This is a genomic window from Azorhizobium oxalatiphilum, from assembly GCF_014635325.1.
Taxonomy (GTDB): Bacteria; Pseudomonadota; Alphaproteobacteria; order Rhizobiales; family Xanthobacteraceae; genus Azorhizobium; species Azorhizobium oxalatiphilum.
In genome coordinates, this window is record NZ_BMCT01000001.1 from 472,498 (window position 1) to 494,097 (window position 21,600).

Sequence of the window (21,600 nt, forward strand, 5' to 3'; positions counted from 1 at the left end):
GGTAAGTGTATGGTGGATCGTCGTTTCCCGCTGTTTGCTTTGGCTGTTGCCGGTCTTCTGGCCCTCTCGGCGGGGAGCGCCGGGGCCGAGGTGCGGTTCGGCAAGAATGTGCGGATCGGCGGCCACGATGCCTCCAACCAGACCTTTAATTCGCAGCGTCGGGGCGAATATTACATCCATCAGGGCAAGCCGAAGAACGAGGGCTGCCGCCGGCGCCAGAACCGTGATGGATCGCGCACCAAGGTCTGCCATCTCCAGCGCAAGTGATCCTTCCGGGCGGGTGATCCACAGACCGGGCGGCCGGGGCATGTCTCCTGCGTGACGGGCGCAGGGCTCCCCTGACGCCGAAGGCCCAGCGGAAGCTCGGGCATGAGGCGGCGAGGGGCTGGTATGTCAGGACGGCGAAGGATTCCCGCATGGCCGGGTGCGGCCAGTCGCCCCCGATCCCGCGTCCGGGAGGGCGCGCCGCGACCGGCGCTACCCCCATCCCATGCGCGTGAGGCTCCTTGACGGGAAGGGGAGGGGCTTCTTACCTTGACGCCAACATTCAGTGGCTGCGGCCACGGATTCCCACGAGGTATATGATCATGGCCATCGAGAAAGTGTCCGACGCGAGCTTCGAGGCCGACGTCCTCAACTCCGATACCCCCGTCGTCGTCGACTTCTGGGCCGAGTGGTGCGGCCCCTGCCGCATGGTGGCTCCGGTGCTCGAGGAGCTCTCCGGCGAGCTCGGCGGCAAGGTGAAGATCGTGAAGCTGAACGTCGACGAGAACCCGGTCACGGCGTCCAAGTTCGGCATCATGTCGATCCCGACCCTGCTGCTGTTCAAGGGCGGCCAGATCGCCTCCCGCCAGGTGGGCGCGGCCCCCAAGGCGAAGCTGGCGAGCTGGATCAACACCGCCGCCTGAGCGCGGATCGGCAGCAAATGTCAAAAGGCGGGCTTCGGCCCGCCTTTTTTATTGCCGTCCTGCCGCGGGCTTAAAGCTCCAGCTTGCGGAAGCCGCGTGCCCAATAGAGCAGGGGCCGAGCCTGCTCGGACAGGCGTGTCGCCACCACGCGGCCGAGCACGATCATGTGGGAATGGCGCTCGATCACCTCTTCCAGCTCGCAATCGAAGCTGGCGAGGGCATCTTCCAGCACCGGCGCGCCGGTGACGAGCTGGCCCCAGCGTCCATCCGCGAACCGCTCTTCCCCGTGCAGGCCCTTCATACCGGCGAAGCGCTCGGCCACCTCCCGCTGCCCGTCCGCCAGCACGTTGACCACGAAGGGCGCGCCCGCGAGCAGGCCGTCGCGCACGGAGGAGGCCTTGTTGATGCAGATGAGCAGCGTGGGCGGATCCACGGCGAACGAGGTGAGCGAACTGGCGGTCAGCCCGGTGCGGGCGGGGGCGGTGCCGGTGGTGAAGACGCTGACCGCGCCGGCCAGATGCCGCATGGCGGCCCGGTAGCCCTCGCTGACCGTCACGAGGGGAGAATCGCTCTGCATGTTCAAGCGGTGCCCCTCACGATGCGGCAGGAAGGGGCGGTTTTGACCGGCATGGAGGAATTCCATTTCAAATGTCGCGCGCCAGCGCGACGGATTCCTGCGAATGTAGGGGCCATCGCGTGCATTTGCGAGGTGAACCGACGCCCGCCCGGCTTGCATACGGCACCCGGTTGCTCCACGAGAAGGCTGTCTTGATCCTGAATGCGCGCGCGTGCTGCGCGTCCTGATTGGCAGTCCCGCTCTCTGCAGCTATCACGGGACGGCCAGAGCCGGATGAGAGAATGGCCTGCGGTTCGGATTGCCTGCAATCAAAACCGCCCGTGCTCTCGTGGGAACGTTAGGGGGAGTATCCGATGTCTTTTGCTTCGCTTTCCGCAGGTCGCCCGATGGTGCGCCTCGCCATCGCCGCCGGCCTTGCCATGGGTCTCTCGGTTTCCGGGGCAGCCTTTGCCCAGCAGCCCGCTGCGCCGGCCAAGCCCGCTGCACCGGCGGCGAAGCCCGCCACCCCCGCCGCCAATGCCCAGAAGCCGGCCCTCGGCCAGGACGAGAGCGGCCCCACCCGCACCACCGCCACTTATGACGACTGGGTCGTGCGCTGCGAGCGGTCCGAGGCGGTGGGCGGTGCCCGCGTGTGCGAGGCCGCCCAGACGCTGCAGATCGGAAATGCCCAGCAGGGCCTGCAGGCGCAGATCGTGTTCGGCCGCCTGACCAAGGAGTCGCCCATGCGCCTCGTGGTGCAGCTGCCCGTGGGTGTGTGGCTGCCGGCCGGCTCCAAGTTCATCTTCGGTGAGAAGCCGCGCACCATTTCCGCCGACTACAAGTTCTGCATCCGCGCCTGCATCGCCGATGTGGACGTGAGCGCCGACGACGTGGTCGCGCTCAGCAAGGAACAGGGCCCGGCGAAGCTGGAGTTCCTCGACCGCAACCAGCAGCCGGTGGCGCTTGAGATTTCCTTCAAGGGCCTCGCTGCGGCGCTGGCCGCCCGCGACAAGAGCTGATCTGCGGAAAAGGTAAACGGGCGGCCCGCAGGGTGCGCCCGCCCGTTTACCTCGCGCTGCGGGAGGCGCACGCAGGTAAAAAATTGGGGTTAACCAAGGCCCTCTGCTCCTGTAGTGTGCAACGCAAGCTGCAAGGCAGCCTGCCCGCGTATGAAGTCGGGCAGGGTGTTGGCAGAAGGCTTTGCGGGATAAACGCCTGTTCGGGCTGAGTCGTTCCGGGCCGAATTGCAAAGTGGACTTTTGGCGGGACAGGGTTCTGTAAGGACGTGTTTCGCCGAAAAGACATTGTCGACGGGGGCGTGGGGGTTTTCGAATTATTTACCGCGATCCGTGCTCATAGGAGCTGGATCAAGGGAAATATCCCAATCCTGGCGTAGGCATTGGACGCACAAGGGTGCCGCTTGGCCGATGAGGCCGGTGACGTCCTGATTGTGACCGGCCTGAAATCAGTCGAGTAGCGCGCATCATGACCTATACGGCCTGGATCGACGACGACGATGCCTACGAGGCACCTGTTGCATCCAAGTCCAAGGTCCGTCCCGTTGTCCGGGGCGGTATCTATGTGGGTTTCGGCATTGCTGCCGCCGCCATCCTGATGGTGGCCATCGGCGGCGGCCATAGCACCGCATCCGTGCCCTCCATTGCTGAGCAGCAGTTGGCTGAGGCCCCTGCGCCCGCGCTGGTGCAGCCGCCGGAGCCCATTCTCGCTTCGCGGACGCATGCCCGCGCCGTGGGCGATGTCTTCTCCATTCCCTCGTCCGGTTCGGTTGCCCCCGAAGGGCGCGACCTGATGTACGGCCCTGCCGTGATGGGCGAGCAGACCGCGCTGATCCGGTCCGAGAGCACCATGGTCGCCGCGCTGGAAGAGCCGCGTGACCCGGAAGCGGTGATCGAATCGTCGGTGCGGGTGGTGCCTCTGCCCTCCGCCAATCCACTGTTCGCCAGCCGCTCGCCCGCCGAGCTGAAGGATCTCGACCACCAGCTGGTGGCGCCGCCCATGCCGACCCGCAATCCGCTGGTGGCCAGCAACCAGCGCCTCGCCGCCATCGAGCCGGCCGAGCGCACCGCGCCCGAGCGTCCTTCCATTGTCGCGCCGATCCCGCCGGGTGCGGAGAGCATGCTGCCGGGGCCGACCGACAAGTTCGCGCTGTATGATATCACCGGCAAGGTGGTCTACATGCCGAATGGCGACAAGCTGGAAGCCCATTCCGGCTATGGCGAGTATTTCGACGACCCGAAGTACGTGCACAAGAAGATGGTCGGCCCGACGCCGCCCAACGTCTACAATCTGCGCATGCGCGAGGCGCTGTTCCACGGCGTGGAAGCCATCCGCATGCTGCCGGTGGGCGACGGCCCCATGTATGGCCGCGACGGCATCCTGACGCACACCTATCTGCTGGGCGCGCGCGGCGATTCGAACGGCTGCATCTCGTTCAAGGACTATCCGAAGTTCCTGGCCGCCTTTAAGCGCGGCGAAGTCACCCGCGTGGTGGTGGTGGCGAGCCTGCCCAAGGGGCCGGAGCCGAACAACCCGCTGCTGGCCTGGCTGTCCAAGGCCGCCGGCCACTGAGCTGCGGGCTACTGGCCCTGCGCCTGATCTGAAAAAGCAAAACGCCCGGTCGCTCTCGCGGCCGGGCGTTTTGCTTTTTGGGCTGACGGGTCCCGCTCGATCAGCGTCCGCGCCGGGGCAGGGGCGAGGGGCGGCCGGAGAGGGCGCGCACGAGACTGGTCTTCACGCTCGCCACATGCTCGCGCATGAGCATCTCGGCGCGATAGGCATCGCACAGCAGGATGGCGTCATAGATGCGGTGATGGTCGTCATGCCGTCGCCGGACATCCATATGGTCGAACGAGACCACGTTGCGGTGGGAGGACTGCGGCACGCTCTGGCACAGGCGCACCATGTCGCCCAGCATGCGGCAGCGGGCGGCGTTGTGGATGGTGTCGTGGAACACGAAGTTCACGGCGCCATATGCGATGCGCTCCTCCTCGCCCAGTTCCTCCTTGGCGAGGATCTGGTCGCCTTCTTCCAGGGCGCGCTCGATGGTGGCGCGCTCCTCATCCGACAGGCCACGCTCGGCGGCGAAGCGCGCGGCCAGCGATTCCAGCATGGCCCGGATCTCATAGGCATCCACGATCTCCGAGGTGCGGAAGCGGCGCACCGAATAGCCCCGGTTGGGCGCGTATTCCAGAAGCCCCTCGCTGGCGAGCGATTGCAGGGCCGAGCGCACCGGCGTGCGCGAGACGCCGAGCGTCTCCGACAGGCGCACCTCGTGCAGGCGCGCGCCCGGCTCAAGGTCGCCGGACAGGACGGCGGCGCGGATGCGATCCGTGACGGAAAGGGAGCGGGTCGCAGTGCCGGAGCGCGGCGGCTCCAGGGGATCGAGGGTGATGTCGGCCATACGGGTCCATGAACTGGGTTTGCGGCAAAAATACCCGCGCCACCCATGCCGGGGCAAGCATACAATTTTCACCGCTCGCCAAAGGTCGCCAAAAGGCGCGGGAACACAGGAAAACACTTACATTGCAGGCCATGAAGCTGAAGAATCAGGCGGGTGGCGATCAAAAATGAGGCGTCAAATGTATACATTTATCGTTGACCCAAATGAGATTGTATTCAAAATCGCAGATGTTACGATCCCCGAGCGTTTATAAGGGTGGTGTCATGGTAGACGTGGTCGACAGCGCGATTGAGCAAATCACCCAGAACCGTCTGCCCCATTACGAGCCCTATGGCTGGCACCACTGGCCGGAGCATCCCTGGCTCGCCTACCAGTTTCGTCGCGGCCTCGGCGAAACGCAGGAAGGCGGCGGCTCCGTCTCCGAAGTGTTCCAGGCCGCCTCCCGCATGATCCCCGGCGATCTGGAGAGCTGGCACAAGGAGTGGATGCACATCGGCGACCGCAACTGGAAGCGCGGTGTCGAGGCGGAAGAGGCGGGCCATATCCGCACCGCCATGAACTGCATGCTGCGCGCCGCCGATTATTACCGGCAGGCCGAGTTCCATCTGGAGCCGAACGACCCGCGCCGCCTGCCGGTGTTCGAGCAGATGGAAGCCTGCTCCAAGAAGTTCATCTCCTACCTGAACCCGCCCGGCTTCGCCGTGGACATCCCCTATGAGGACGGCAAGCCGATCTGCGGCTATTTCGTCCGCGCGCCGTTCCCCGGCGACAAGATGCCGGTGCTCATCTGCATGGGCGGCCTCGACAGCATCAAGGACGAGATGTGGTTCATGCAGGCGCACGGCGCCCTGCAGCGTGGCATTTCCGTGCTCATGATCGACGGCCCCGGCCAGGGCGGCACCCTGCGCCGCCACGGCGTGGTGGCCCGCCCGGACACGGAAGTGGCCATCGGCAAGTGCATTGACTGGCTGCTCACCCGCGACGACGTGGACCCGGCCCGCATCGCGGTCTGCGGTTCCTCGCTCGGTGGCTATTATGCCGCCCGCGCCGGCTGCTACGAGCACCGCCTCGCCGCGGTCATCTCCCATGGCGCCATCTGGGACGTGCACGACATGTGGGGTGGCAAGGGCGAGGACTTCGGTCTCGCGATGCACATCAAGTGGGTGATGGGCGCTTCTTCCATGGCCGAGGCGATGGAGAAGGCCAAGGCCTTCACCCTCGACGGCCATCTGCAGAACATGAAGGCCCCGTACCTCATCCTGCACGGCGGCTATGACGTGCTCACCGTGAGCGCCGCCACCCAGACCCGCGACTATGCGCAGAAGCACGGCGTGAACGTCACCTTCCGCATCGTCGATCCGGAAGAGACCGGCGCCGAGCACTGCCAGCACGACAACCCCACCATCGGCCAGGAAATCCTCGCCGACTGGCTGGCCGACATCTTCGGCATCGACCAGAAGGCGTTGCTGAAGACCGGCTGGAACCCGCTGGTCTGAGGCGCGCATCATGAGCCAGCAAACCCTGCGCCTCGGCGTCGATACGCCCCGCGCCGCCATCGTCGCCATCGACCTGCATCGCGGCCATCTCGACATGGAGGTGGCCACCATGCCCACCTCGCCCGAGGTGGCTGAGCGCGTGATCGCCGCCAATGCGAAACTGTTCGCCTGGGCGCGGGCTTTGGGCGTGCCCGTCGTCCATCTCATGACGTCCTATCGGGATGCGCAGGAGATCGCGGCCAATCCCTTCTGGCGCAGCCGCGCGGAAGATCCCACCGCCACCCGCAAGAATGTGCTGCGGCACAATCTGGAGGGCGGTCCGGGCTGCGTTGTGATGCCCCAGCTGTGGGACGAGAGCGATTTCATCGTCGACACGAAGAAGCGCTACGACTGCTTCATCGCTTCCGACCTTGACTTCATGCTCAGGAGCCACGGCATCAACACGCTGATCATCACCGGCGTGAACACCAATTCCTGCGTGCTCGCCACCACTACCGCCGCCAATGTGCGCGACTATGCGGTGATCGTGGTCGATGACTGCGTGGACAGCATGGATGGCCCGGCACTGCATGAGGCCGGCCTGCTGTGCATCCGCACCGCCTTCGGCTCGGTACTTTCCAGCGCCGAGGTGATGGCCTCCGACGTGCTCGCCGCGGCGGGCACCAGGGGAGCCGCCGCGTGACCATGCGTGCCGCCGCCCGGCGCGGTGATCGCGCGTGGCGGAAAAATGCGTTTCTGATCTGATCGTCTGGGAGGACACCATGGCCATGCTGCCGCGCGATCGCGCTCCTTATTCCGCCATCGTCGATCGCCCGCCGCTGAAGCTGCCGGGCAAGGCCCGCGTGGTGCTGTGGACCATCGTGAACCTCGAAGTGTGGGACATCGCCCGTCCCATGGCGCGGCAGGTCATTCCCGCCCCCACGGGGCAGGCGCTGTTGCCGGACGTGCCGAACTGGAGCTGGCACGAATATGGCATGCGCGTCGGCGTGTGGCGATTCTTCAAGCTCTACGAGCGTCTCGGCATCCGCCCCACGCTCTCCATCAACGCCCGCGTGTGCGAGGATTACGAGCGCGTGGCGGGCCAGGCGCGCGATGCCGGCTGGGAGTTCATGGGCCATGCCTATGAGCAGGGCCCGATCCACAAGGTGGAGGATCAGCGCGGCATGATCCATCGCTCAATGGACATCATCGAGAAGTTCACCGGCAAGCGCGCCAAGGGCTGGCTCGGACCGGGCCTCACCCAGACGCTGGAGACCCCGGACCTGCTCACCGAGGCCGGCGTGAAATATATCGGCGACTGGGTATGGGACGACGAGCCGTCCGTGATCGAGACCGTCAACGGCCCGCTGCACACGCTGCCCTACACCGTTGAGCACAACGACATTCCCATGATGGCGGTGGCCCATCATGAATCGCCTTATTGGCTGCAGCGCCTGAAGGACAGCCTCGACCGGCTGCACGAGGAAGGCGAGGACCGGGCCAAGGTGATGGCGGTGGCGATCCATCCCTATCTGTCCGGCCAGCCGCACCGCATCAAGTATCTCGAAGAATTCTACGCCTATGCCGCCGCCAAGGGCGACGTGCTGTTCTGGAACGGCGAAGAGATTCTCGACTGGTACCAGACAACTCAGGGCACGAAGGCGTGAGTGACGAGATGACCAATACCGTGTCCGCGTATGTGTTCGCCCCGCCGGCGATCGAGAGCCTGCCCGTGGTGGGCAGCGACGCCCGCTTTCCGGTGCGGCGCATCTATTGCGTCGGCCGCAATTATCTCGCCCACATCCGCGAGATGAAGGAGGCGGACGATGAGCGCGATCCGCCCTTCTTCTTCCAGAAGCCGCGCGACAGCCTGGTGCAGGACGGCGCCACCGTGCCCTATCCGGTGGACAGCGAGGACTATCAGTTCGAGATCGAGCTGATGGTCGCCATCGGCGCGTCTGCGAAGAACCTCAAGGTTGCAGAGGCCGAAAGCGCCATCTTCGGTTACGGCGTCGCCCTCGACATGACGCGGCGGGATCGCCAGCGCGAATGCGGCACGAAGAAGCTGCCGTGGGAGCGTGGCAAGGGGTTCGACAAGTCCGCGCCCTGCGGCCCGATCACCCCGAAGGCTTTGAACGGCAAGGTGTCGGAAGGCGCCATCACGCTGACCGTCAATGGCGTCGAGAAGCAGCGCGGCGATCTTGCGCAGCTGATCTGGAACGTTCCTGAAATCGTGGCCAACCTCTCCGCCTCCTATACTCTTGAGCCCGGAGACATCATCATGACGGGGACGCCGGCAGGTGTCGGTCCCGTCCAGCCCGGCGACGTCATCGTCGGCGCGGTGGATGGCTTCGGCACCCTTACTCTCACCGTCGGCGCGCGCGAGGCCTGACATGCTGCCCACCGAGCGGATCTCCTACTCCCCCATCTCCCAGCGGCCCAGGCTCACGCTGCCCGGCGGCAAGCGCATGGCGGTGTGGGTCATCGTCAATGTGGAGGAATGGAACCCCCGCGAGACCATGCCCCGTACGGTGCTGACCCCGCCGGCGGGCGGCTCGCCGTCTCCGGACATCCCGAACTGGGCCTGGCACGAATATGGCAACCGCGTCGGCTTCTGGCGCATGCTGGAGATGCTCGACGAGAACAAGGTCACGCCTGCTCTCGCCATCAACGGCACGGCCATTCCCAGCTACGAGCCCATCGCCAAGGCGGCGCTGGAGCGCGGCTGGGAGTTCATGGGCCACGGCTACACCCAGAAGAACATGCAGAAGGTGGAGAACGAGCGCGAGGACATCGCGAAGACCTCCAAGGCCATCGAGGACTACACCGGCAAGCGCCCGCGCGGCTGGCTCGGACCCGGCCTCACCGAGACCTGGGAAACGCCCGATCTGCTGGTCGAGGCGGGCTATGACTATGTGTGCGACTGGGTGCTGGACGACCAGCCGGTGGTGCTGAAGACCCGCACTGATCCGATCGTCAACATTCCCTACACGCAGGAATGCAACGACGTGGCGATGATGCTGATCCAGCATCACAAGGCGAGCGAGTATTACGACCGCGCCCACGACCAGTTCGAGCAGCTCTATCACGACAGCCGCGACAGCGCCCGCATCATGGCGCTGGTGGTGCACCCCTACATCATGGGCGCGCCGCACCGCATGAAGTACTTCCGCCGCATCATCGAGGAGATCCGCGCCAAGGACGACGTGGCCTTCATGACTGGTGAGCAGATCTACGACTGGTATCTGGGCCAGCGGCCCGACGCATTGAAAGCGGGGACGGCCGGATGAGCGGGCTCAACGCCTTCCAGCTTCTCAACGGGCTGACCTTCGCGGCATTGCTGTTCATCGTGGCCTCGGGCTTCACGCTGATCTTCGGCCTGCTGCGCATCGTCAACCTCGCCCATGGCGCGCTCTATCTGCTGGGCGGGTATCTGGGCTATGCGGCGGCCAGCGCAACCGGCAGCTTCCTCGTGGGCGTGCTGGCGGCCATGGCGGGCGTCGCCGTCTGCGGTCTGATCCTCGACCGGGGGCTTCTGCGCTTCGTGCGCGGCTATGAGCTCCGGCAGGTGCTGCTGACGCTCGGTGTCGCCTTCGTGCTCAACGATATGACGCTGGTGATCTTCGGCGGCGACACCTACACGGTGCCGACCCCGGATTTCCTGAAAGGCGCGGTGCGCTTCTGGGGCCTGTTCTATCCGAAATACCGGCTGTTCGTGCTGGCGCTGGGCGTGGTGGTGTTCATCGCCCTCTGGGTGCTGCTCAACAAGACCCGCCTCGGCGCGCTGATCCGCGCCGGCGTGGATGATCCGGAAATCATCGCCGCCATGGGCATCAACATCCGCAAGGTGTTCCTGCTCACCTTCATGCTGGGTGCGGCGCTGGCCGGGCTCGGCGGCGCGGTGGGTGGGGCCTTCCTCACCCTCTATCCGAGCGCGGATTCGGAAATCCTCGTCTTTTCGCTGGCGGTGGTCATCATCGGCGGGCGTGGCAGCCTCGTGGGGGCTGCCGTGGGCGCGCTCATCGTCGGCATGCTCAATACGATCGGGCAGGTGATGTTCCCCGAATTCGCCTATTTCGTCATCTTCGGACCCATGGCGGCGATCCTCGCCTTCCGCCCGCTGGGCCTGTTCGGGAAGGCGGCCTGATGAGCACTTCTTCTTCCGCCCCCGCCTCCAGCACTCCCGCCCGCGATGGGCTTGGCAAGGTGGCGCTCATCGCCATTGCGGTGGGCGTGCTCGCCTTCGCCGTGCTGCCGCTGCTGGTGCCCACCTATCAGGTGAGCATCCTCACCGAGATCCTGATCTTCGCCGTGCTCGCCATGGCGGTGGACATCCTCGCCGGCTACACCGGCCGCACGCCGCTCTGCCATGGCGCCATCTTCGGGGTGGCCACCTATGTGGTGGTCTACTGGAGCCAGCAGGGCGGGGCGCCCGTCACCGGCCTGCTTCTGGGTGTGGCAGCGGCGACGCTGGTGGGGGCCATCTTCGGCCTGCTCGCCATCCGCACCTCGGGCGTCTATTTCCTTCTGCTAACGCTCGCGCTGGGCATGATCGTGTGGGGCGTGTGCCTGCGCTGGACTTCGGTGACGGGTGGCGAGAACGGTCTGCGCGGTAGCGTGCGGCCGGAGATGCTCGCCGGCCACATGCCCTTCTATTACGCCGTGTTCGCGGTGGTGGGGCTGATCACCTTTATCATGTGGCGCTTCGTGCGCTCGCCTTTCGGCCTGACGCTCCGCGGCATCCGCGACAGCGAAAGCCGTATGCGCGCGCTCGGCTACAATGTGTCGCTGCACCTGTTCCTGGCCTTCACCATCTCTGGCTTCTTCGCCGGCCTGGCGGGCGCGCTCTATGCCATGTTCAACGACTTCGTGAGCCCCTCCACGGTGGCGCTTTCCCAGTCGGTGGAAGGGCTTCTGATGGCCATCACGGGTGGCATCGGCACGCTGTTCGGCGCTTTCATCGGGGCTGCCGCCATCATCGGGCTTGAGAATTTCGTCAGCCAGTACACCGAGCGCTGGCCCACGGTTCTTGGGCTGATGTTCATCCTGATCATGATATTCGCCCCGCAGGGGGTGATCGGGCGGGTGCGCGACCTCGTGCGCCGCCGCTGAATACAAGAACAATAAACACCGCCGACCAGTTTCGAACCGACAGGAGTGGGATTATGGACCGCAGGACATTTCTGAAGACCAGCGTTGCCGCCGCCACGGTTGGCGTTGTCGCCAAGCCCTATATCGCCCGTGCCCAGAGCGGCCCGATCCGCGTCGGCCTGCTTGCTCCGCTCACCGGCGTGGTGGCTGCCGGCGGCCGCGAGATGGTCGACGGCTTCAACATGTATTTCGAGGAGCATGGCGGCGAGCTGGCCGGCCGCAAGGTCGAGGTCATCGTCGAGGACGATGCCGCCAATCCCGACACCGCTTTGCAGAAGGCCCGCCGTCTTGTTGAGCAGGCCAATGTGCACATGCTGGCCGGCAATCTGCTCGCCAACACCGGCCTCGCGGTGGCCAATTATGTGAAGGGCAACGGCATGCCCTACTTCATCCCGATCATCGCCGCCGACGACCTGACGCAGCGCAGCCGCATCAAGAACGTCATCCGCGTTGCCGGCTACACCGCCAGCCAGTTCTCCCGCCCGCTCGCCGACTGGGCCCTCAAGCAGGGCTACAAGAAGGTCGCGACCGTCTCGCAGGACTACACCTTCGGCCACGAGCAGTGCGGTGGCTTCGCCCAGTATTTCACCGAGAACGGCGGTCAGGTGGTCGCCCAGTACTGGCACCCGCTGAACACCTCCGACTTCAGCCCCTATCTCGGCCAGCTGGCCAATTCCGGTGCCGACGTGGTGTTCGCCATGGAGACCGGCGCGGACGCCACCCGCCTCATGCAGCAGTATGCGAGCTTCGGCCTGAAGGGCCAGATCCCGCTGATCGGCGCCATGAACATGACCGACCAGTCGGTCATCCGCACCATGGGCGATGAAGTGGAAGGCGTCATCGTGGCCGCGCACTTCTCGGAAGGCTCCTCGGCGCCGGAGACGCAGGGCTTCGTGTCGTCCTACCAGAAGAAGTTCAACAAGCTGCCCTCGCTCTATGGCTTCTCCATGTACTCGGGCGCCATGTGGATTGACGAGGCGCTCAAGAACATCAAGGGGAATGCGGAGGATCGCGAGGCTTTCATCGCCAGCGTGATGAAGACGGATCTGGCCGGCTCGCCGTTGGGCCAGACGGTGAAGCTCGACAGCTTCGGCAACCCGATCTACGATGTGCACATCCGCAAGGTGGTGAAGAACCGCGACGGCAAGTACTGGAACCGCCCGATCGACGTCTACAACAGCGTCTCGCAGTTCTGGAAGTACGATCCGGCCACCTACATGAAGCAGCCGCCGTATTCCCGCGATTTCCAGGGCATCAAGAAGTCCTGATCGACACTTGGGAGCCGGATCGGGGGCTTTTCCTGATCCGGTCCGGCTCCAGAAATTCCGGGTCGCGCCGAGCCCTGAATGGTACGGTCCGGAGTGCCAGAGCCTCTCGGCTCGACTGGCCGGACGCGCATCCCTTTTCCTCCCCCTCCCCCCTTGTGAAAGGGGATGCGCGCTCGCCGGCGGACCCGACAGGATCGTTTCGGCACGCTGACATCACCGCAAGCCAAGGCCCATTCCGTGACCGATCTGCTGCATCTCGAGGGCATCTGCGTCCAGTTCGGCGGCCTCAAAGCCGTGGACGACGTGACCATCCGCGTGCCCCGTGGCGAGCGCCGGGCGATCATCGGCCCCAACGGTGCCGGCAAGACCACGCTGTTCAACGCCATCACCGGCATGGTGCGCGCCACCTCTGGCCGGGTGATGTTCGACGGTCGCGACGTCACCAGGATGCCGGTGCATGCGCGCGCCGCCATCGGCATGAGCCGCACCTTCCAGATCACCAATCTCTTCCCCAACCTCACGGTGGCCGAGAACATGCGCCTTGCGCTGCGCGGGCTCTCTCCGCGCAAGTTCTCGCTGCTGGGCGGCGGCTCATTGACGGCGGAAGAGCATGCGCGCGCCGACAAGGCGCTGGGCGTCTCGCGCCTGCATGCCCGCCGCGACGTGGTGGTGAAGGAAATGTCCTATGGCGAGCAGCGCCAGCTGGAGCTGGCCATGGCGCTGGTCGCCCAGCCCAAGCTGCTGCTGCTGGACGAGCCCGCCGCCGGCCTCTCGCCCTCCGAGCGTGTCATCGTCTCCGATATCATCCGCGCCTTGCCGCGCGACCTGACCCTCGTGCTCATCGAGCACGACATGGACCTCGTGCTCTCGCTGGTGGACTACGTGACCTGTCTCAACAACGGCAAGATGCTGGTGGAAGCCCCGCCGGCGGAAATCCGCACCAACACGCTCGTTCAGGACGTCTACCTCGGAAAGGCACGCCACCATGCTTGAGGTCGCCGACCTGCATTCCTATTACGGCGACGCCCATGTGCTGCACGGTGCCAGCCTGGAGGTGAAGACCGGCGAAGTGGTGGCGCTGCTCGGCCGCAACGGCATGGGCAAGACGACGCTGATCCGCTCCATCATGGGCCTTACCCCGCCTGATGTGCGTGAGGGCTCCGTGCGCTGGAAGGGGCAGGAGCTGCGCGGCGTGCCCTCGCACGAGATCGCCAAGCGCGGCATTGCCATCGTGCCGCAAGGCCGCCGGCTGTTCCCCTCGCTCACCGTCACCGAGCATCTCACCGTGCTGAAGAAGGCCAGCGCCACCCATGGCTGGACGGTGGCCAAGGCGTTCGAATTCTTCCCCCGCCTTGCCGAGCGGCGGAACAACAGGGGCAACCAGCTCTCCGGCGGCGAGCGCCAGATGCTGGCGGTTGCCCGCGCGCTGATGATCGACCCCGAGCTGATCCTCATGGACGAGCCCTCGGAAGGGCTGGCGCCGGTGATGGTGCAGCATCTGGAGGGCATCATCCTCCAGCTCAAGCAGGCCGGCCTCGGCATCCTGCTGGTGGAGCAGAACCTTTATAGCGCATTGGCGGTGGCGGACCGGGCCTATATCCTGGAAACCGGCCGGGTGGTACATCAGGCCCTTGCTTCCGACATTGCGGAAGATCCCTCGACGCTGACGAAGTTCCTCGGCGTCCACTGACGAGGTGTGCCGATGGCCAACCCTTCCCCGATGGGGACCGCAGCCGAAACCGAAGGGCCGTTCGCGGCGCGCGTGCTCGCCTTGCAGGGTGTGACCATACGGCCGGAGGAGGCGCGGGCGCTGCTCGCGCTCGTCACCCAGCTCAATACGACGGTGGCCAAGGCTGCCGACAGGTCCGTCACCATCGACGCCTGCCCTTGGAGCTTCCCGACCTTGCGCGCGCAAATCGCCGAGCGCGGGGAGGATGAGGCGTGAGCGCGATCCACGAACTGGGCCTCGTCGAGACGGCAAACGCCATCGCCGACGGCTCGATCACGTCGGAAGCTGCCACCCGCACGGCGCTGGACCGGCTGGAGCGGCTCGGCCCCGACTATAACGCCGTGATGGCGCTCGATCGCGAGGGCGCGCTGGCCGCCGCACGCGCGGTGGATGTGGCGCGGGCCAAGGGCGAGGACATCGGCCTCATCGGCGGCGTGCCGCTGGCGCACAAGGATCTGCTCTATCGCGCCGGGCGCGTGTGCACGGGTGGCTCGATCATCCGCAGGGATTTCGTGCCGGACACCACCGCCTCTGTGCTGGAACGGCTGGACGGGGCAGGGGCGCTGGATCTCGGCACGCTGCATCTGGCCGAATTCGCCATGTCGCCCACAGGCTTCAACGCCCATTACGGCCATGGTCGCAGCCCGTGGAACCGCGACTATGGCTCCGGCGGCTCGTCCTCCGGTTCGGGCGCGGCGGTGGCTGCGCGTCTCGTCTCCGGCGCGCTGGGCTCGGATACGGGCGGCTCCATTCGTCATCCCTCCGCCATGTGTGGCGTGACGGGGCTGAAGCCTACCCATGGGCTCGTGCCGCTTTATGGCGCGATGCCTCTGGCGCCGAGCCTCGATACCATCGGCCCGCTCACCCGCAGTGCGGTGGATGCCGCGCGCATGCTCAGCGTGATCGCAGGGCCGGATGTGCGCGATGCCGCCACCCTCTCGGCGCCCGAGCGCGATTATGAGCAGGGGCTCACCGGCGATCTGCGCGGCGTCACCATCGCCGTTCCGCAGGGCTATTATCGCACAACGGCCGATGCGGAAATCCTGAAGCTGATGGACGAGAGCCTCGCCGTTCTGCGCGAGGCGGGGGTCAGGGTGGTCGAGACCACGGTGCCCGACATGGGCACCATCAACGCCCTGATGCAGGTGGTGATGACGGCCGAGGCGGCGGCGCTCCATCGGAAATGGCTGGCCGAGCGGCCGGAGGATTACGGGGCGCAGGTGCGGGCCCGCATCATCCCCGGCTACGCGCTGGCCGCCACGCGCTATGTGGAGGCGCTGATGATGCGCGCCGAAGTGGCGCGCGACTGGCTGAAATGCGCCATGGACGGCGCCGACATGGTGCATGTGCCCACATTGGCCGCGCCGGTGCCGAGCATCGCCGAGACCACCGAGGGCTCGCCGGAGGACATCGCCATCGCCATCGGCCGCGTGACCCATTGCACTCGGGGCATTTCCTATCTGGGCCTACCCTCGCTGTCGGTGCCGTGTGGTTTCACGAAGAACGGCCTGCCGGCCGCCTTCCAGCTTGTGGGCCGCCCCTATGGCGAGCCGGTTCTGCTGCGGGCGGGCGATGCCTATCAGCGCCGCACCGACTTCCACACCCGCCTGCCGCCGGGCTGCGGGGAGGACTGAGGGGGGCGCCCCTCGCCGAAAGCGCACCGCAACCCCCTCTCCCGCTTGCGGGGGGGGTGGGGAGGGGGCCGCGCGGAGCGCGGGAACGCCCTCCGCTTGCCGCAGCCCTGATCAGTTCATCAACAGAAGTTCCGCCCGGCCTGCCCCCTCCCTATCCCTCCCCCGCAAGCGGGAGAGGGGACCTGTCGTGCAGGGGAAGAGCGCGTAACCGTTTAAAAGCTCACCGGAACAGATTGCTCTTTGCCAGTTCCAGCAGCTCGTCGCCGCGACCGTTCATGATGGCCCGCGCCGCATAGAGCGAGAAGCCGATGGCCTGCTCGGCCTTGATGGCAGGCGGCATCACAAGCTCCATCTTGTCGGTCACGACATCCACCACCGCCGGGCCGTCATGGGCGAAGGCGGCTTCCAGCGCGCCCTTCACGTCGGCCGGATCCTCCACCCGTTGGCCATGGATGCCGATGGCCTTCGCCATGGCGGCGAAGTCCGGGTTCTTCAGGTCGGTGCCCACATTGAGGAAGCCGGCCGCTTTCATCTCCATGTCCACGAAGCCGAGCAGGCCGTTGTTGAAGATGACGATCTTCACCGGCAGGTTGAGCTGGCGCAGTGAGAGTATGTCGCCCATCAGCATGGAGAAGCCGCCGTCACCGGAGAGCGAGACCACCTGCCGCTTGGGATAGGCACCCTGCACGCCGATGGCCTGCGGCATGGCGTTGGCCATGGAGCCGTGGATCAATGAGCCGATAAGCCGTCGCTCACCATTCATGGTGAGATACCGCGCCGCCCACACCGTGGTCTCGCCCACGTCCACGCTGAACACGGCGTCCTTCGCCGCCACCTCGTCCACCATCTTCGCCAGATACTGCGGGTGGATGGGTTTTGTGCCCGGTTTGCCCACGGCGAGCGCGTCGAGATCACGGCGCGAGGTCTTGTAGTGTTCCTGCACCTTCTTGAGGAAGGCATCGTCCGTGCGCGGCTGGAGGCGCTGGAGCAAAGCGGTGAGTGTGAGCTTCACATCGCCCACGAGGCCAAGGTCGAGCCGCGTGCGGCGGCCGAGGTTCTCGGGGCGGATGTCGATCTGCACCACCTTGGCGTCGGTGGGATAGAACTGGCGATAGGGGAAGTCGGTGCCCACCATCAGCAGCAGATCGGCCTCGCGCATGGCGTGATAGCCGGAGGCGAAGCCGATGAAGCCGGTCATGCCCACGTCGTAGGGATTGTCATATTCGACAAAGGGCTTTCCCCGCAGCGTGTGCACCACCGGGGCCTTCAGCGCGGCGGCGAGCGCCACCACCTGGTCATGCGCGCCCTCGCAGCCGCCACCGGCGAGGATGGTGATGCGTTTGGCGTCCGCCACCAGCGCGTCGAGCCTGTCGAACTCCGCCAGCGGGGGCACCACGGTCGGGAAGGCGATGTCGGTCCACACCGGCTCGGTGCGGCCCTCGGCGGCGCGCAGGGCCACGTCGCCGGGAATGACGATGACGGCCACGCCCTGCTTCTGGATCGCCGTGCGCATGGCGATTTCCATCACGCGCGGCATCTGCGCCGGGCTCGACACCATCTCGCAGTAATGGCTGCATTCCTTGAACAGGCTTTCCGGATGGGTCTCCTGGAAATAGCCGGAGCCGATCTCGGGGCTGGGAATGTGGGCGGCGATCGCCAGCACCGGCGTGCGGGTGCGGTGGCAGTCGAACAGGCCGTTGATGAGGTGCAAATTGCCCGGCCCGCAAGAGCCGGCGCACACGGCGAGCTTGCCGGTGATCTGGGCTTCCGCGCCGGCGGCGAAGGCGGCCACTTCCTCGTGGCGCACATGCATCCACTTCACCTCGGGGGTGAAGCGCAAGGCATCGGTGAGGCCGTTGAGGCTGTCGCCGACCACGCCCCAGACCCGCTCCACGCCCGCTGCCGCCAGGGTGCGCGCCATCACGTCCGCCACTCTCACTCCGGCCATGGGGCCCTCCTGTTGCTGTCGTCCCAACCTCAACACGCGTAACCGCCCTTGCGATCCCGTTCTTGCCCGTCCGCCCGCCGCCTTGCCGGGCATAAGCCAGCTCCACGACCGCCGGTTGACGTATCATCCTGCCATCGGCAGATGATGCAAGTGCCGCGGCAACGACTGTTGAGCCGGGCCATGGACAAAGCGGCGCAAGGCAAGGCGGGGACAGCCATGGGCGGCGAGGGCACGCGGGCGTGGTGGAAGCGGGCGGAAGGCTGGGCCGAGCCGCCGCTCAAGGCGGCGGAGCGCTATGAGGTCTCGGCGCGGGAGGATCTGGCCGCCTTCACGCTGTTCGGCTATCGCGGCCGGGTGGCGATGCGGGTCACGCTGGGCATTCTGCTGGCCATCGCCATCGCGCATTTTCTGAAGCTGGAAATGCCGGTCTGGGCGGCCATCAGCGTGCTGCGGGTGTTCCAGAACGACCGCACCGCCACGGTGCAGCGCGGGCTGGAGCGGGTGGCGGGCACCCTTGCCGGCGGGCTGATCGCTTATGGCATCATGTTTGGCGGGGCGAGCCACGCCTTCGTCTATATCGCCACCGGCCTTGTCTGCGCGGGCGCGGTCTATGCGCAGGCGGTCAGCCGCTACAGCTACGCGTTCACGCTGGTGGGCTTCACCGTGCCGCTGATGACCTATCACGCGCTCACCTCCAGCGAGCCCATCGGCCATGTCATCCTCATGCGCGGGCTGGAGGTGCTGGTGGGCGTGGCCGTCGCCACCAGCATCGATCTGCTCACCTCGCGCGCCAAGCCGCAGGCACCGCCGAAGCCGTGGTTCGCGGGCATGGATGCCATCTTCCTCGGCCATGCGCTGACCGTGGGTATCGCGGTCACGCTGGTGCCGGTGGTGTGGACGGTGTTCCACCTGCCGGGCTTCGAGCAGACGCCGATCACCGCCTTCATCGTGGTGGGGGCGGCGCGGGAGGGCATCGGCTGGAAGTCGCTGAACCGCTGCATCGGCTGCCTGCTGGGCGCGGCGCTGGGCTTTCTCGGCGTGCTGATGCTGGATGGTAATCTCTGGCTCTGGCTGCTGTTCGTCGCCGCCGGCCTGTTCCTGTTCACGCAGGTCTGCTTTGGCGGCAGCGTGGTGGCCTATACGGGCGCGCAGGCGGGCATCGCCTTCCTGCTGGTGGTGGTGCAGGAGCCCATTCCCAATCTGGATCTGGCGGCCGGGGTGGGGCGCATGTGGGGCATTGCGGGCGGCATCGCCATGGTGATGCTGGTGGGTCTCGCCACCTGGCCCATCCGCCGCCGCATCGCCGAGCGCCTCACGCCCCGCCAAGCGCACGAGATCGCGCACTGATGGACATGAAAACGCCGACCGGAGAGGGCTCCGGCCGGCGCGTCTTCACTGCTGGTGTCGTGCCTCAGGCGGCGCGCACCGTGTCGAGGAAGCGGCGCATCTCCACTTCCAGCTGACGGGACTGGTCGGTGAGGGCGGAAGCCGCGCCGAGCACATGGCCGGCGGCCTCGCCGGTCTCGTCGGCGGTCTTCGCCACCTCGGAGATGTGGCCGGTCACGGTGTTGGTGCCGGAAGCCGCCTGATCCACGTTGCGAACGATCTCGCGGGTGGCGACGCCCTGCTGCTCCACGGCGGCGGAGATGGAGGTCGCCACATCGCTCATCTGGCGGATCTGCGTGCCCACGCCCTCGATCACCGTCACCGCCTCCTTGGTGGTGGACTGGATGGAGCCGATCTGGGTCTCGATCTCCTCGGTGGCCTTGGCGGTCTGGGTGGCCAGCGCCTTCACCTCGGAGGCGACAACGGCAAAACCCTTGCCGGCGTCACCGGCACGCGCCGCCTCGATGGTGGCGTTCAGCGCCAGCAGGTTGGTCTGCTCCGCGATGGAGGAAATGAGCCCGATGACATCGCCGATGCGCGAGGCCGCCTGCGCCAGCTGGCGAATGACGTCACCGGTCTTCTCGGCTTCCACCACGGCGGTGGAGGACATCTTTGCCGACTGCTGCACCTGACGGCCGATCTCGTCCACGGAGGAGCCCAGCTCTTCCGCCGAGGAGGCGACCATCACCACGTTGGTGGAGGCCTCTTCCGCCGCCGCCGCCACGGCGGTGGACTGCTCGGAGGTCTTGCGGGCGGCGCTCGCCATGGTCTGCGCCGTGCCGTGCAACTGGGCGGAGGAGGACGCCACGCTGCCGATGATGCCGCCCACCGCGCGCTCGAAATCGTCGGCGAGCTTCAGCATGCTCTCGCGGCGCTCGGCGGCGACGCGGTGCTCGTTCTCCTTGGCTTCGGCTTCAAGGGCGGCGTTGCGGGCCATCTCTTCCTTGAACACCAGCATGGCCTTTGCCATGGCGCCGATCTCGTCGCGGCGGCTGGTGTTGGGGATGTCGACGGCCAGATTGCCGCTGGCCAGCACCTGCATGGTGTCGGTCAGATGCGAGATGGGCCGGGTCACGCGGCGCACCACCACCAGCAGGCCGGTGACGGCGATGAGCACGGCGGCGACCAGAAGCAGCGTGTAGAGAATGAGGGAGGTGGTGGCCGCGCTGGAGGTGGCCTCGGCGACTTCCGCGAGGCTGTCCACGGCCTGCAGGCCGACGTTGGCGATCTTCTCCAGCGCCGGGATCGACTGGCCGCGCCACTGGTCGGCGGTCACGGTGGGAAGCTGGCCGGAGGACAAGGCGGCACCCACCTGCTTGCGCAGGACATCCACCGGGCCGGTGAAATAGGCGGCCTGCGCGGCGGCGACGGTGGTCTTCAGCACCTCGGGCATATCAGGCGCATTCACGAGGGTCTGCACCTGCTCCCAGCTCAGAGCGGTCTTGGCGTCCATGCCGGCGATGGCGCCGATCTGCTCGGGCGTGAAGGGCTTCTGCGCCCGCAAAGTCGCGCTCATGAGCAGCGAGGCGTCGCCGGCGGCGGCGCGGGTGGCGCCGGCCACGAAGCGGATGACGGTGAAGCGCAGCAGGGAGGGCTGGGCGATGCGGATCTGGCTTTCGATGGCGTCGGTGGCGTCATCCAGCGTGTTCATGACGGTGACGGCTTCGGCCATGAAGCGGGGCAGCAGCTTGGGGTCGCGGCTTTCCAGCGGCATCCGGAGCGCGGCATCCACATCGGCCCGCAGACCCTTGATGGTCTGCACGGCGGAGCGCAACTGCTGCGCCAGCGCTGCGGCTTCCGGGGTGCCGGCGGCTTCCAGGCTGGTGATGGCGGTGGTCAGGGAGGGATCTACCACCGCGCGCCGCTTGGCGATGCTCTCGACGGCGGAGGTCAGCTTGTCGGAGGGCAAGGGAAGCGTCACGCCCACGTCGGCGCGCTCCAGCCGGTAGCTGGCGAAGGCGCGGAACAGGGCATGGTCGGCCTTCACGAAGGTCAGGGCCAGCTCCGCCGCCTGCGAGCGCTGGTAGGCGCTGATGAGGGAGGAGACGCACAGCACCGCAAGAATGGCGCTGGTGAGAGAGAATAAAGCGATCAGAGTTGTCTTGATGGACAGTTTCATAGCTG

The 21,600-nt window shown here is 66.4% G+C and carries 21 protein-coding genes; 17 read left to right on the plus strand and 4 right to left on the minus strand.

The genetic code is table 11. The annotated features are described in order from the left end of the window. Positions 1-9: 9 nt before the first annotated feature. Positions 10-267 carry a hypothetical protein gene (locus tag IEW24_RS02190; RefSeq protein ID WP_188574993.1) on the plus strand — a complete coding sequence of 86 codons (258 nt, stop codon included), beginning with the start codon at positions 10-12 and terminating at the stop codon, positions 265-267. A gap of 320 nt (positions 268-587) precedes the next feature. Then, a complete protein-coding gene (gene trxA / locus IEW24_RS02195) occupies positions 588-908 on the plus strand; it encodes a thioredoxin (RefSeq protein ID WP_188574995.1) in 321 nt (106 codons plus the stop codon). A 70-nt stretch (positions 909-978) separates the two neighbouring features. Here trxA and IEW24_RS02200 read toward each other — a convergent pair whose 3' ends face one another. Further along, positions 979-1,485 carry a flavin reductase family protein gene (locus IEW24_RS02200; protein WP_188574997.1) on the minus strand — a complete coding sequence of 169 codons (507 nt, stop codon included), beginning with the start codon at positions 1,483-1,485 and terminating at the stop codon, positions 979-981. Between the two features lie 353 nt (positions 1,486-1,838). Between IEW24_RS02200 and IEW24_RS02205 the strand changes: the two genes are divergently transcribed. Both IEW24_RS02205 and IEW24_RS02210 read left to right on the plus strand, forming a co-directional pair. Continuing rightward, positions 1,839-2,483 (plus strand): invasion associated locus B family protein, encoded by a 645-nt coding sequence (locus tag IEW24_RS02205; RefSeq protein WP_188574999.1) that lies wholly within the window; start codon positions 1,839-1,841, stop codon positions 2,481-2,483. 466 nt (positions 2,484-2,949) lie between these two features. Then, on the plus strand, positions 2,950-4,053 hold the full coding sequence (locus tag IEW24_RS02210) for a DUF2778 domain-containing protein (RefSeq protein ID WP_244644104.1): 1,104 nt from the start codon (positions 2,950-2,952) through the stop codon (positions 4,051-4,053). 100 nt (positions 4,054-4,153) lie between these two features. Here IEW24_RS02210 and IEW24_RS02215 read toward each other — a convergent pair whose 3' ends face one another. Then, positions 4,154-4,885 carry a GntR family transcriptional regulator gene (locus IEW24_RS02215; RefSeq protein WP_188575001.1) on the minus strand — a complete coding sequence of 244 codons (732 nt, stop codon included), beginning with the start codon at positions 4,883-4,885 and terminating at the stop codon, positions 4,154-4,156. Positions 4,886-5,148: 263 nt separating this feature from the next. Between IEW24_RS02215 and IEW24_RS02220 the strand changes: the two genes are divergently transcribed. The 12 genes from IEW24_RS02220 (at position 5,149) to IEW24_RS02275 (ending at position 16,142) form a co-directional block, all read left to right on the plus strand. Further along, positions 5,149-6,381, plus strand: coding sequence for an alpha/beta hydrolase family protein (locus IEW24_RS02220; protein ID WP_188575003.1), 1,233 nt, complete (start codon positions 5,149-5,151; stop codon positions 6,379-6,381). A gap of 10 nt (positions 6,382-6,391) precedes the next feature. Further along, on the plus strand, positions 6,392-7,063 hold the full coding sequence (locus IEW24_RS02225) for a cysteine hydrolase family protein (RefSeq protein ID WP_188575005.1): 672 nt from the start codon (positions 6,392-6,394) through the stop codon (positions 7,061-7,063). Between the two features lie 79 nt (positions 7,064-7,142). Beyond that, positions 7,143-8,027 carry a polysaccharide deacetylase family protein gene (locus IEW24_RS02230; protein WP_210324117.1) on the plus strand — a complete coding sequence of 295 codons (885 nt, stop codon included), beginning with the start codon at positions 7,143-7,145 and terminating at the stop codon, positions 8,025-8,027. A gap of 8 nt (positions 8,028-8,035) precedes the next feature. Further along, positions 8,036-8,752 (plus strand): fumarylacetoacetate hydrolase family protein, encoded by a 717-nt coding sequence (locus tag IEW24_RS02235; RefSeq protein ID WP_188575007.1) that lies wholly within the window; start codon positions 8,036-8,038, stop codon positions 8,750-8,752. A 1-nt stretch (position 8,753) separates the two neighbouring features. Further along, a complete protein-coding gene (locus tag IEW24_RS02240) occupies positions 8,754-9,650 on the plus strand; it encodes a polysaccharide deacetylase family protein (RefSeq protein ID WP_188575008.1) in 897 nt (298 codons plus the stop codon). Next, a complete protein-coding gene (locus IEW24_RS02245) occupies positions 9,647-10,507 on the plus strand; it encodes a branched-chain amino acid ABC transporter permease (protein ID WP_188575010.1) in 861 nt (286 codons plus the stop codon). The genes IEW24_RS02240 and IEW24_RS02245 overlap by 4 nt, the downstream gene beginning before the upstream one ends. Next, positions 10,507-11,472 (plus strand): branched-chain amino acid ABC transporter permease, encoded by a 966-nt coding sequence (locus IEW24_RS02250; RefSeq protein ID WP_188575012.1) that lies wholly within the window; start codon positions 10,507-10,509, stop codon positions 11,470-11,472. The genes IEW24_RS02245 and IEW24_RS02250 overlap by 1 nt, the downstream gene beginning before the upstream one ends. Positions 11,473-11,525: 53 nt before the next feature. Further along, complete coding sequence (locus tag IEW24_RS02255; protein ID WP_188575013.1) at positions 11,526-12,779, plus strand: ABC transporter substrate-binding protein; 1,254 nt, start codon at positions 11,526-11,528, stop codon at positions 12,777-12,779. A 237-nt stretch (positions 12,780-13,016) separates the two neighbouring features. Further along, positions 13,017-13,772 (plus strand): ABC transporter ATP-binding protein, encoded by a 756-nt coding sequence (locus IEW24_RS02260; RefSeq protein ID WP_210324118.1) that lies wholly within the window; start codon positions 13,017-13,019, stop codon positions 13,770-13,772. Continuing rightward, positions 13,765-14,469, plus strand: coding sequence for an ABC transporter ATP-binding protein (locus tag IEW24_RS02265; RefSeq protein ID WP_188575018.1), 705 nt, complete (start codon positions 13,765-13,767; stop codon positions 14,467-14,469). Before IEW24_RS02260 ends, IEW24_RS02265 begins: the two co-directional genes overlap by 8 nt. Before the next feature lie 12 nt (positions 14,470-14,481). Then, positions 14,482-14,724, plus strand: a complete 243-nt coding sequence (locus IEW24_RS02270) for a hypothetical protein (protein WP_188575020.1) — start codon at positions 14,482-14,484, stop codon at positions 14,722-14,724. Next, positions 14,721-16,142 carry an amidase gene (locus IEW24_RS02275; RefSeq protein ID WP_188575021.1) on the plus strand — a complete coding sequence of 474 codons (1,422 nt, stop codon included), beginning with the start codon at positions 14,721-14,723 and terminating at the stop codon, positions 16,140-16,142. Before IEW24_RS02270 ends, IEW24_RS02275 begins: the two co-directional genes overlap by 4 nt. 220 nt (positions 16,143-16,362) lie before the next feature. Here the strand turns inward: IEW24_RS02275 and poxB are convergent, their stop codons facing one another. Continuing rightward, positions 16,363-18,090, minus strand: a complete 1,728-nt coding sequence (gene poxB, locus IEW24_RS02280) for a ubiquinone-dependent pyruvate dehydrogenase (protein WP_188575023.1) — start codon at positions 18,088-18,090, stop codon at positions 16,363-16,365. Positions 18,091-18,270: 180 nt separating this feature from the next. Between poxB and IEW24_RS02285 the strand changes: the two genes are divergently transcribed. After that, positions 18,271-19,437, plus strand: a complete 1,167-nt coding sequence (locus IEW24_RS02285; protein WP_188575025.1) for an FUSC family protein — start codon at positions 18,271-18,273, stop codon at positions 19,435-19,437. 64 nt (positions 19,438-19,501) lie between these two features. Here IEW24_RS02285 and IEW24_RS02290 read toward each other — a convergent pair whose 3' ends face one another. Further along, positions 19,502-21,595, minus strand: a complete 2,094-nt coding sequence (locus IEW24_RS02290) for a methyl-accepting chemotaxis protein (RefSeq protein WP_188575027.1) — start codon at positions 21,593-21,595, stop codon at positions 19,502-19,504. Positions 21,596-21,600: the final 5 nt, after the last annotated feature.

What these genes read in the sequence shown, in the direction of transcription:
- IEW24_RS02250 (WP_188575012.1), top strand. Translation starts at nt 10,507, where the DNA reads ATGAGCACTTCTTCTTCCGCCCCCGCCTCCAGCACTCCCGCCCGCGAT.
- IEW24_RS02200 (WP_188574997.1), bottom strand. Translation starts at nt 1,485, where the DNA reads ATGCAGAGCGATTCTCCCCTCGTGACGGTCAGCGAGGGCTACCGGGCC.
- trxA (WP_188574995.1), top strand. Translation starts at nt 588, where the DNA reads ATGGCCATCGAGAAAGTGTCCGACGCGAGCTTCGAGGCCGACGTCCTC.
- IEW24_RS02225 (WP_188575005.1), top strand. Translation starts at nt 6,392, where the DNA reads ATGAGCCAGCAAACCCTGCGCCTCGGCGTCGATACGCCCCGCGCCGCC.
- IEW24_RS02205 (WP_188574999.1), top strand. Translation starts at nt 1,839, where the DNA reads ATGTCTTTTGCTTCGCTTTCCGCAGGTCGCCCGATGGTGCGCCTCGCC.
- IEW24_RS02285 (WP_188575025.1), top strand. Translation starts at nt 18,271, where the DNA reads ATGGACAAAGCGGCGCAAGGCAAGGCGGGGACAGCCATGGGCGGCGAG.
- IEW24_RS02230 (WP_210324117.1), top strand. Translation starts at nt 7,143, where the DNA reads ATGGCCATGCTGCCGCGCGATCGCGCTCCTTATTCCGCCATCGTCGAT.
- IEW24_RS02245 (WP_188575010.1), top strand. Translation starts at nt 9,647, where the DNA reads ATGAGCGGGCTCAACGCCTTCCAGCTTCTCAACGGGCTGACCTTCGCG.
- IEW24_RS02290 (WP_188575027.1), bottom strand. Translation starts at nt 21,595, where the DNA reads ATGAAACTGTCCATCAAGACAACTCTGATCGCTTTATTCTCTCTCACC.
- poxB (WP_188575023.1), bottom strand. Translation starts at nt 18,090, where the DNA reads ATGGCCGGAGTGAGAGTGGCGGACGTGATGGCGCGCACCCTGGCGGCA.
- IEW24_RS02210 (WP_244644104.1), top strand. Translation starts at nt 2,950, where the DNA reads ATGACCTATACGGCCTGGATCGACGACGACGATGCCTACGAGGCACCT.
- IEW24_RS02235 (WP_188575007.1), top strand. Translation starts at nt 8,036, where the DNA reads ATGACCAATACCGTGTCCGCGTATGTGTTCGCCCCGCCGGCGATCGAG.
- IEW24_RS02270 (WP_188575020.1), top strand. Translation starts at nt 14,482, where the DNA reads ATGGCCAACCCTTCCCCGATGGGGACCGCAGCCGAAACCGAAGGGCCG.
- IEW24_RS02190 (WP_188574993.1), top strand. Translation starts at nt 10, where the DNA reads ATGGTGGATCGTCGTTTCCCGCTGTTTGCTTTGGCTGTTGCCGGTCTT.
- IEW24_RS02265 (WP_188575018.1), top strand. Translation starts at nt 13,765, where the DNA reads ATGCTTGAGGTCGCCGACCTGCATTCCTATTACGGCGACGCCCATGTG.
- IEW24_RS02240 (WP_188575008.1), top strand. Translation starts at nt 8,754, where the DNA reads ATGCTGCCCACCGAGCGGATCTCCTACTCCCCCATCTCCCAGCGGCCC.
- IEW24_RS02220 (WP_188575003.1), top strand. Translation starts at nt 5,149, where the DNA reads ATGGTAGACGTGGTCGACAGCGCGATTGAGCAAATCACCCAGAACCGT.
- IEW24_RS02255 (WP_188575013.1), top strand. Translation starts at nt 11,526, where the DNA reads ATGGACCGCAGGACATTTCTGAAGACCAGCGTTGCCGCCGCCACGGTT.
- IEW24_RS02215 (WP_188575001.1), bottom strand. Translation starts at nt 4,885, where the DNA reads ATGGCCGACATCACCCTCGATCCCCTGGAGCCGCCGCGCTCCGGCACT.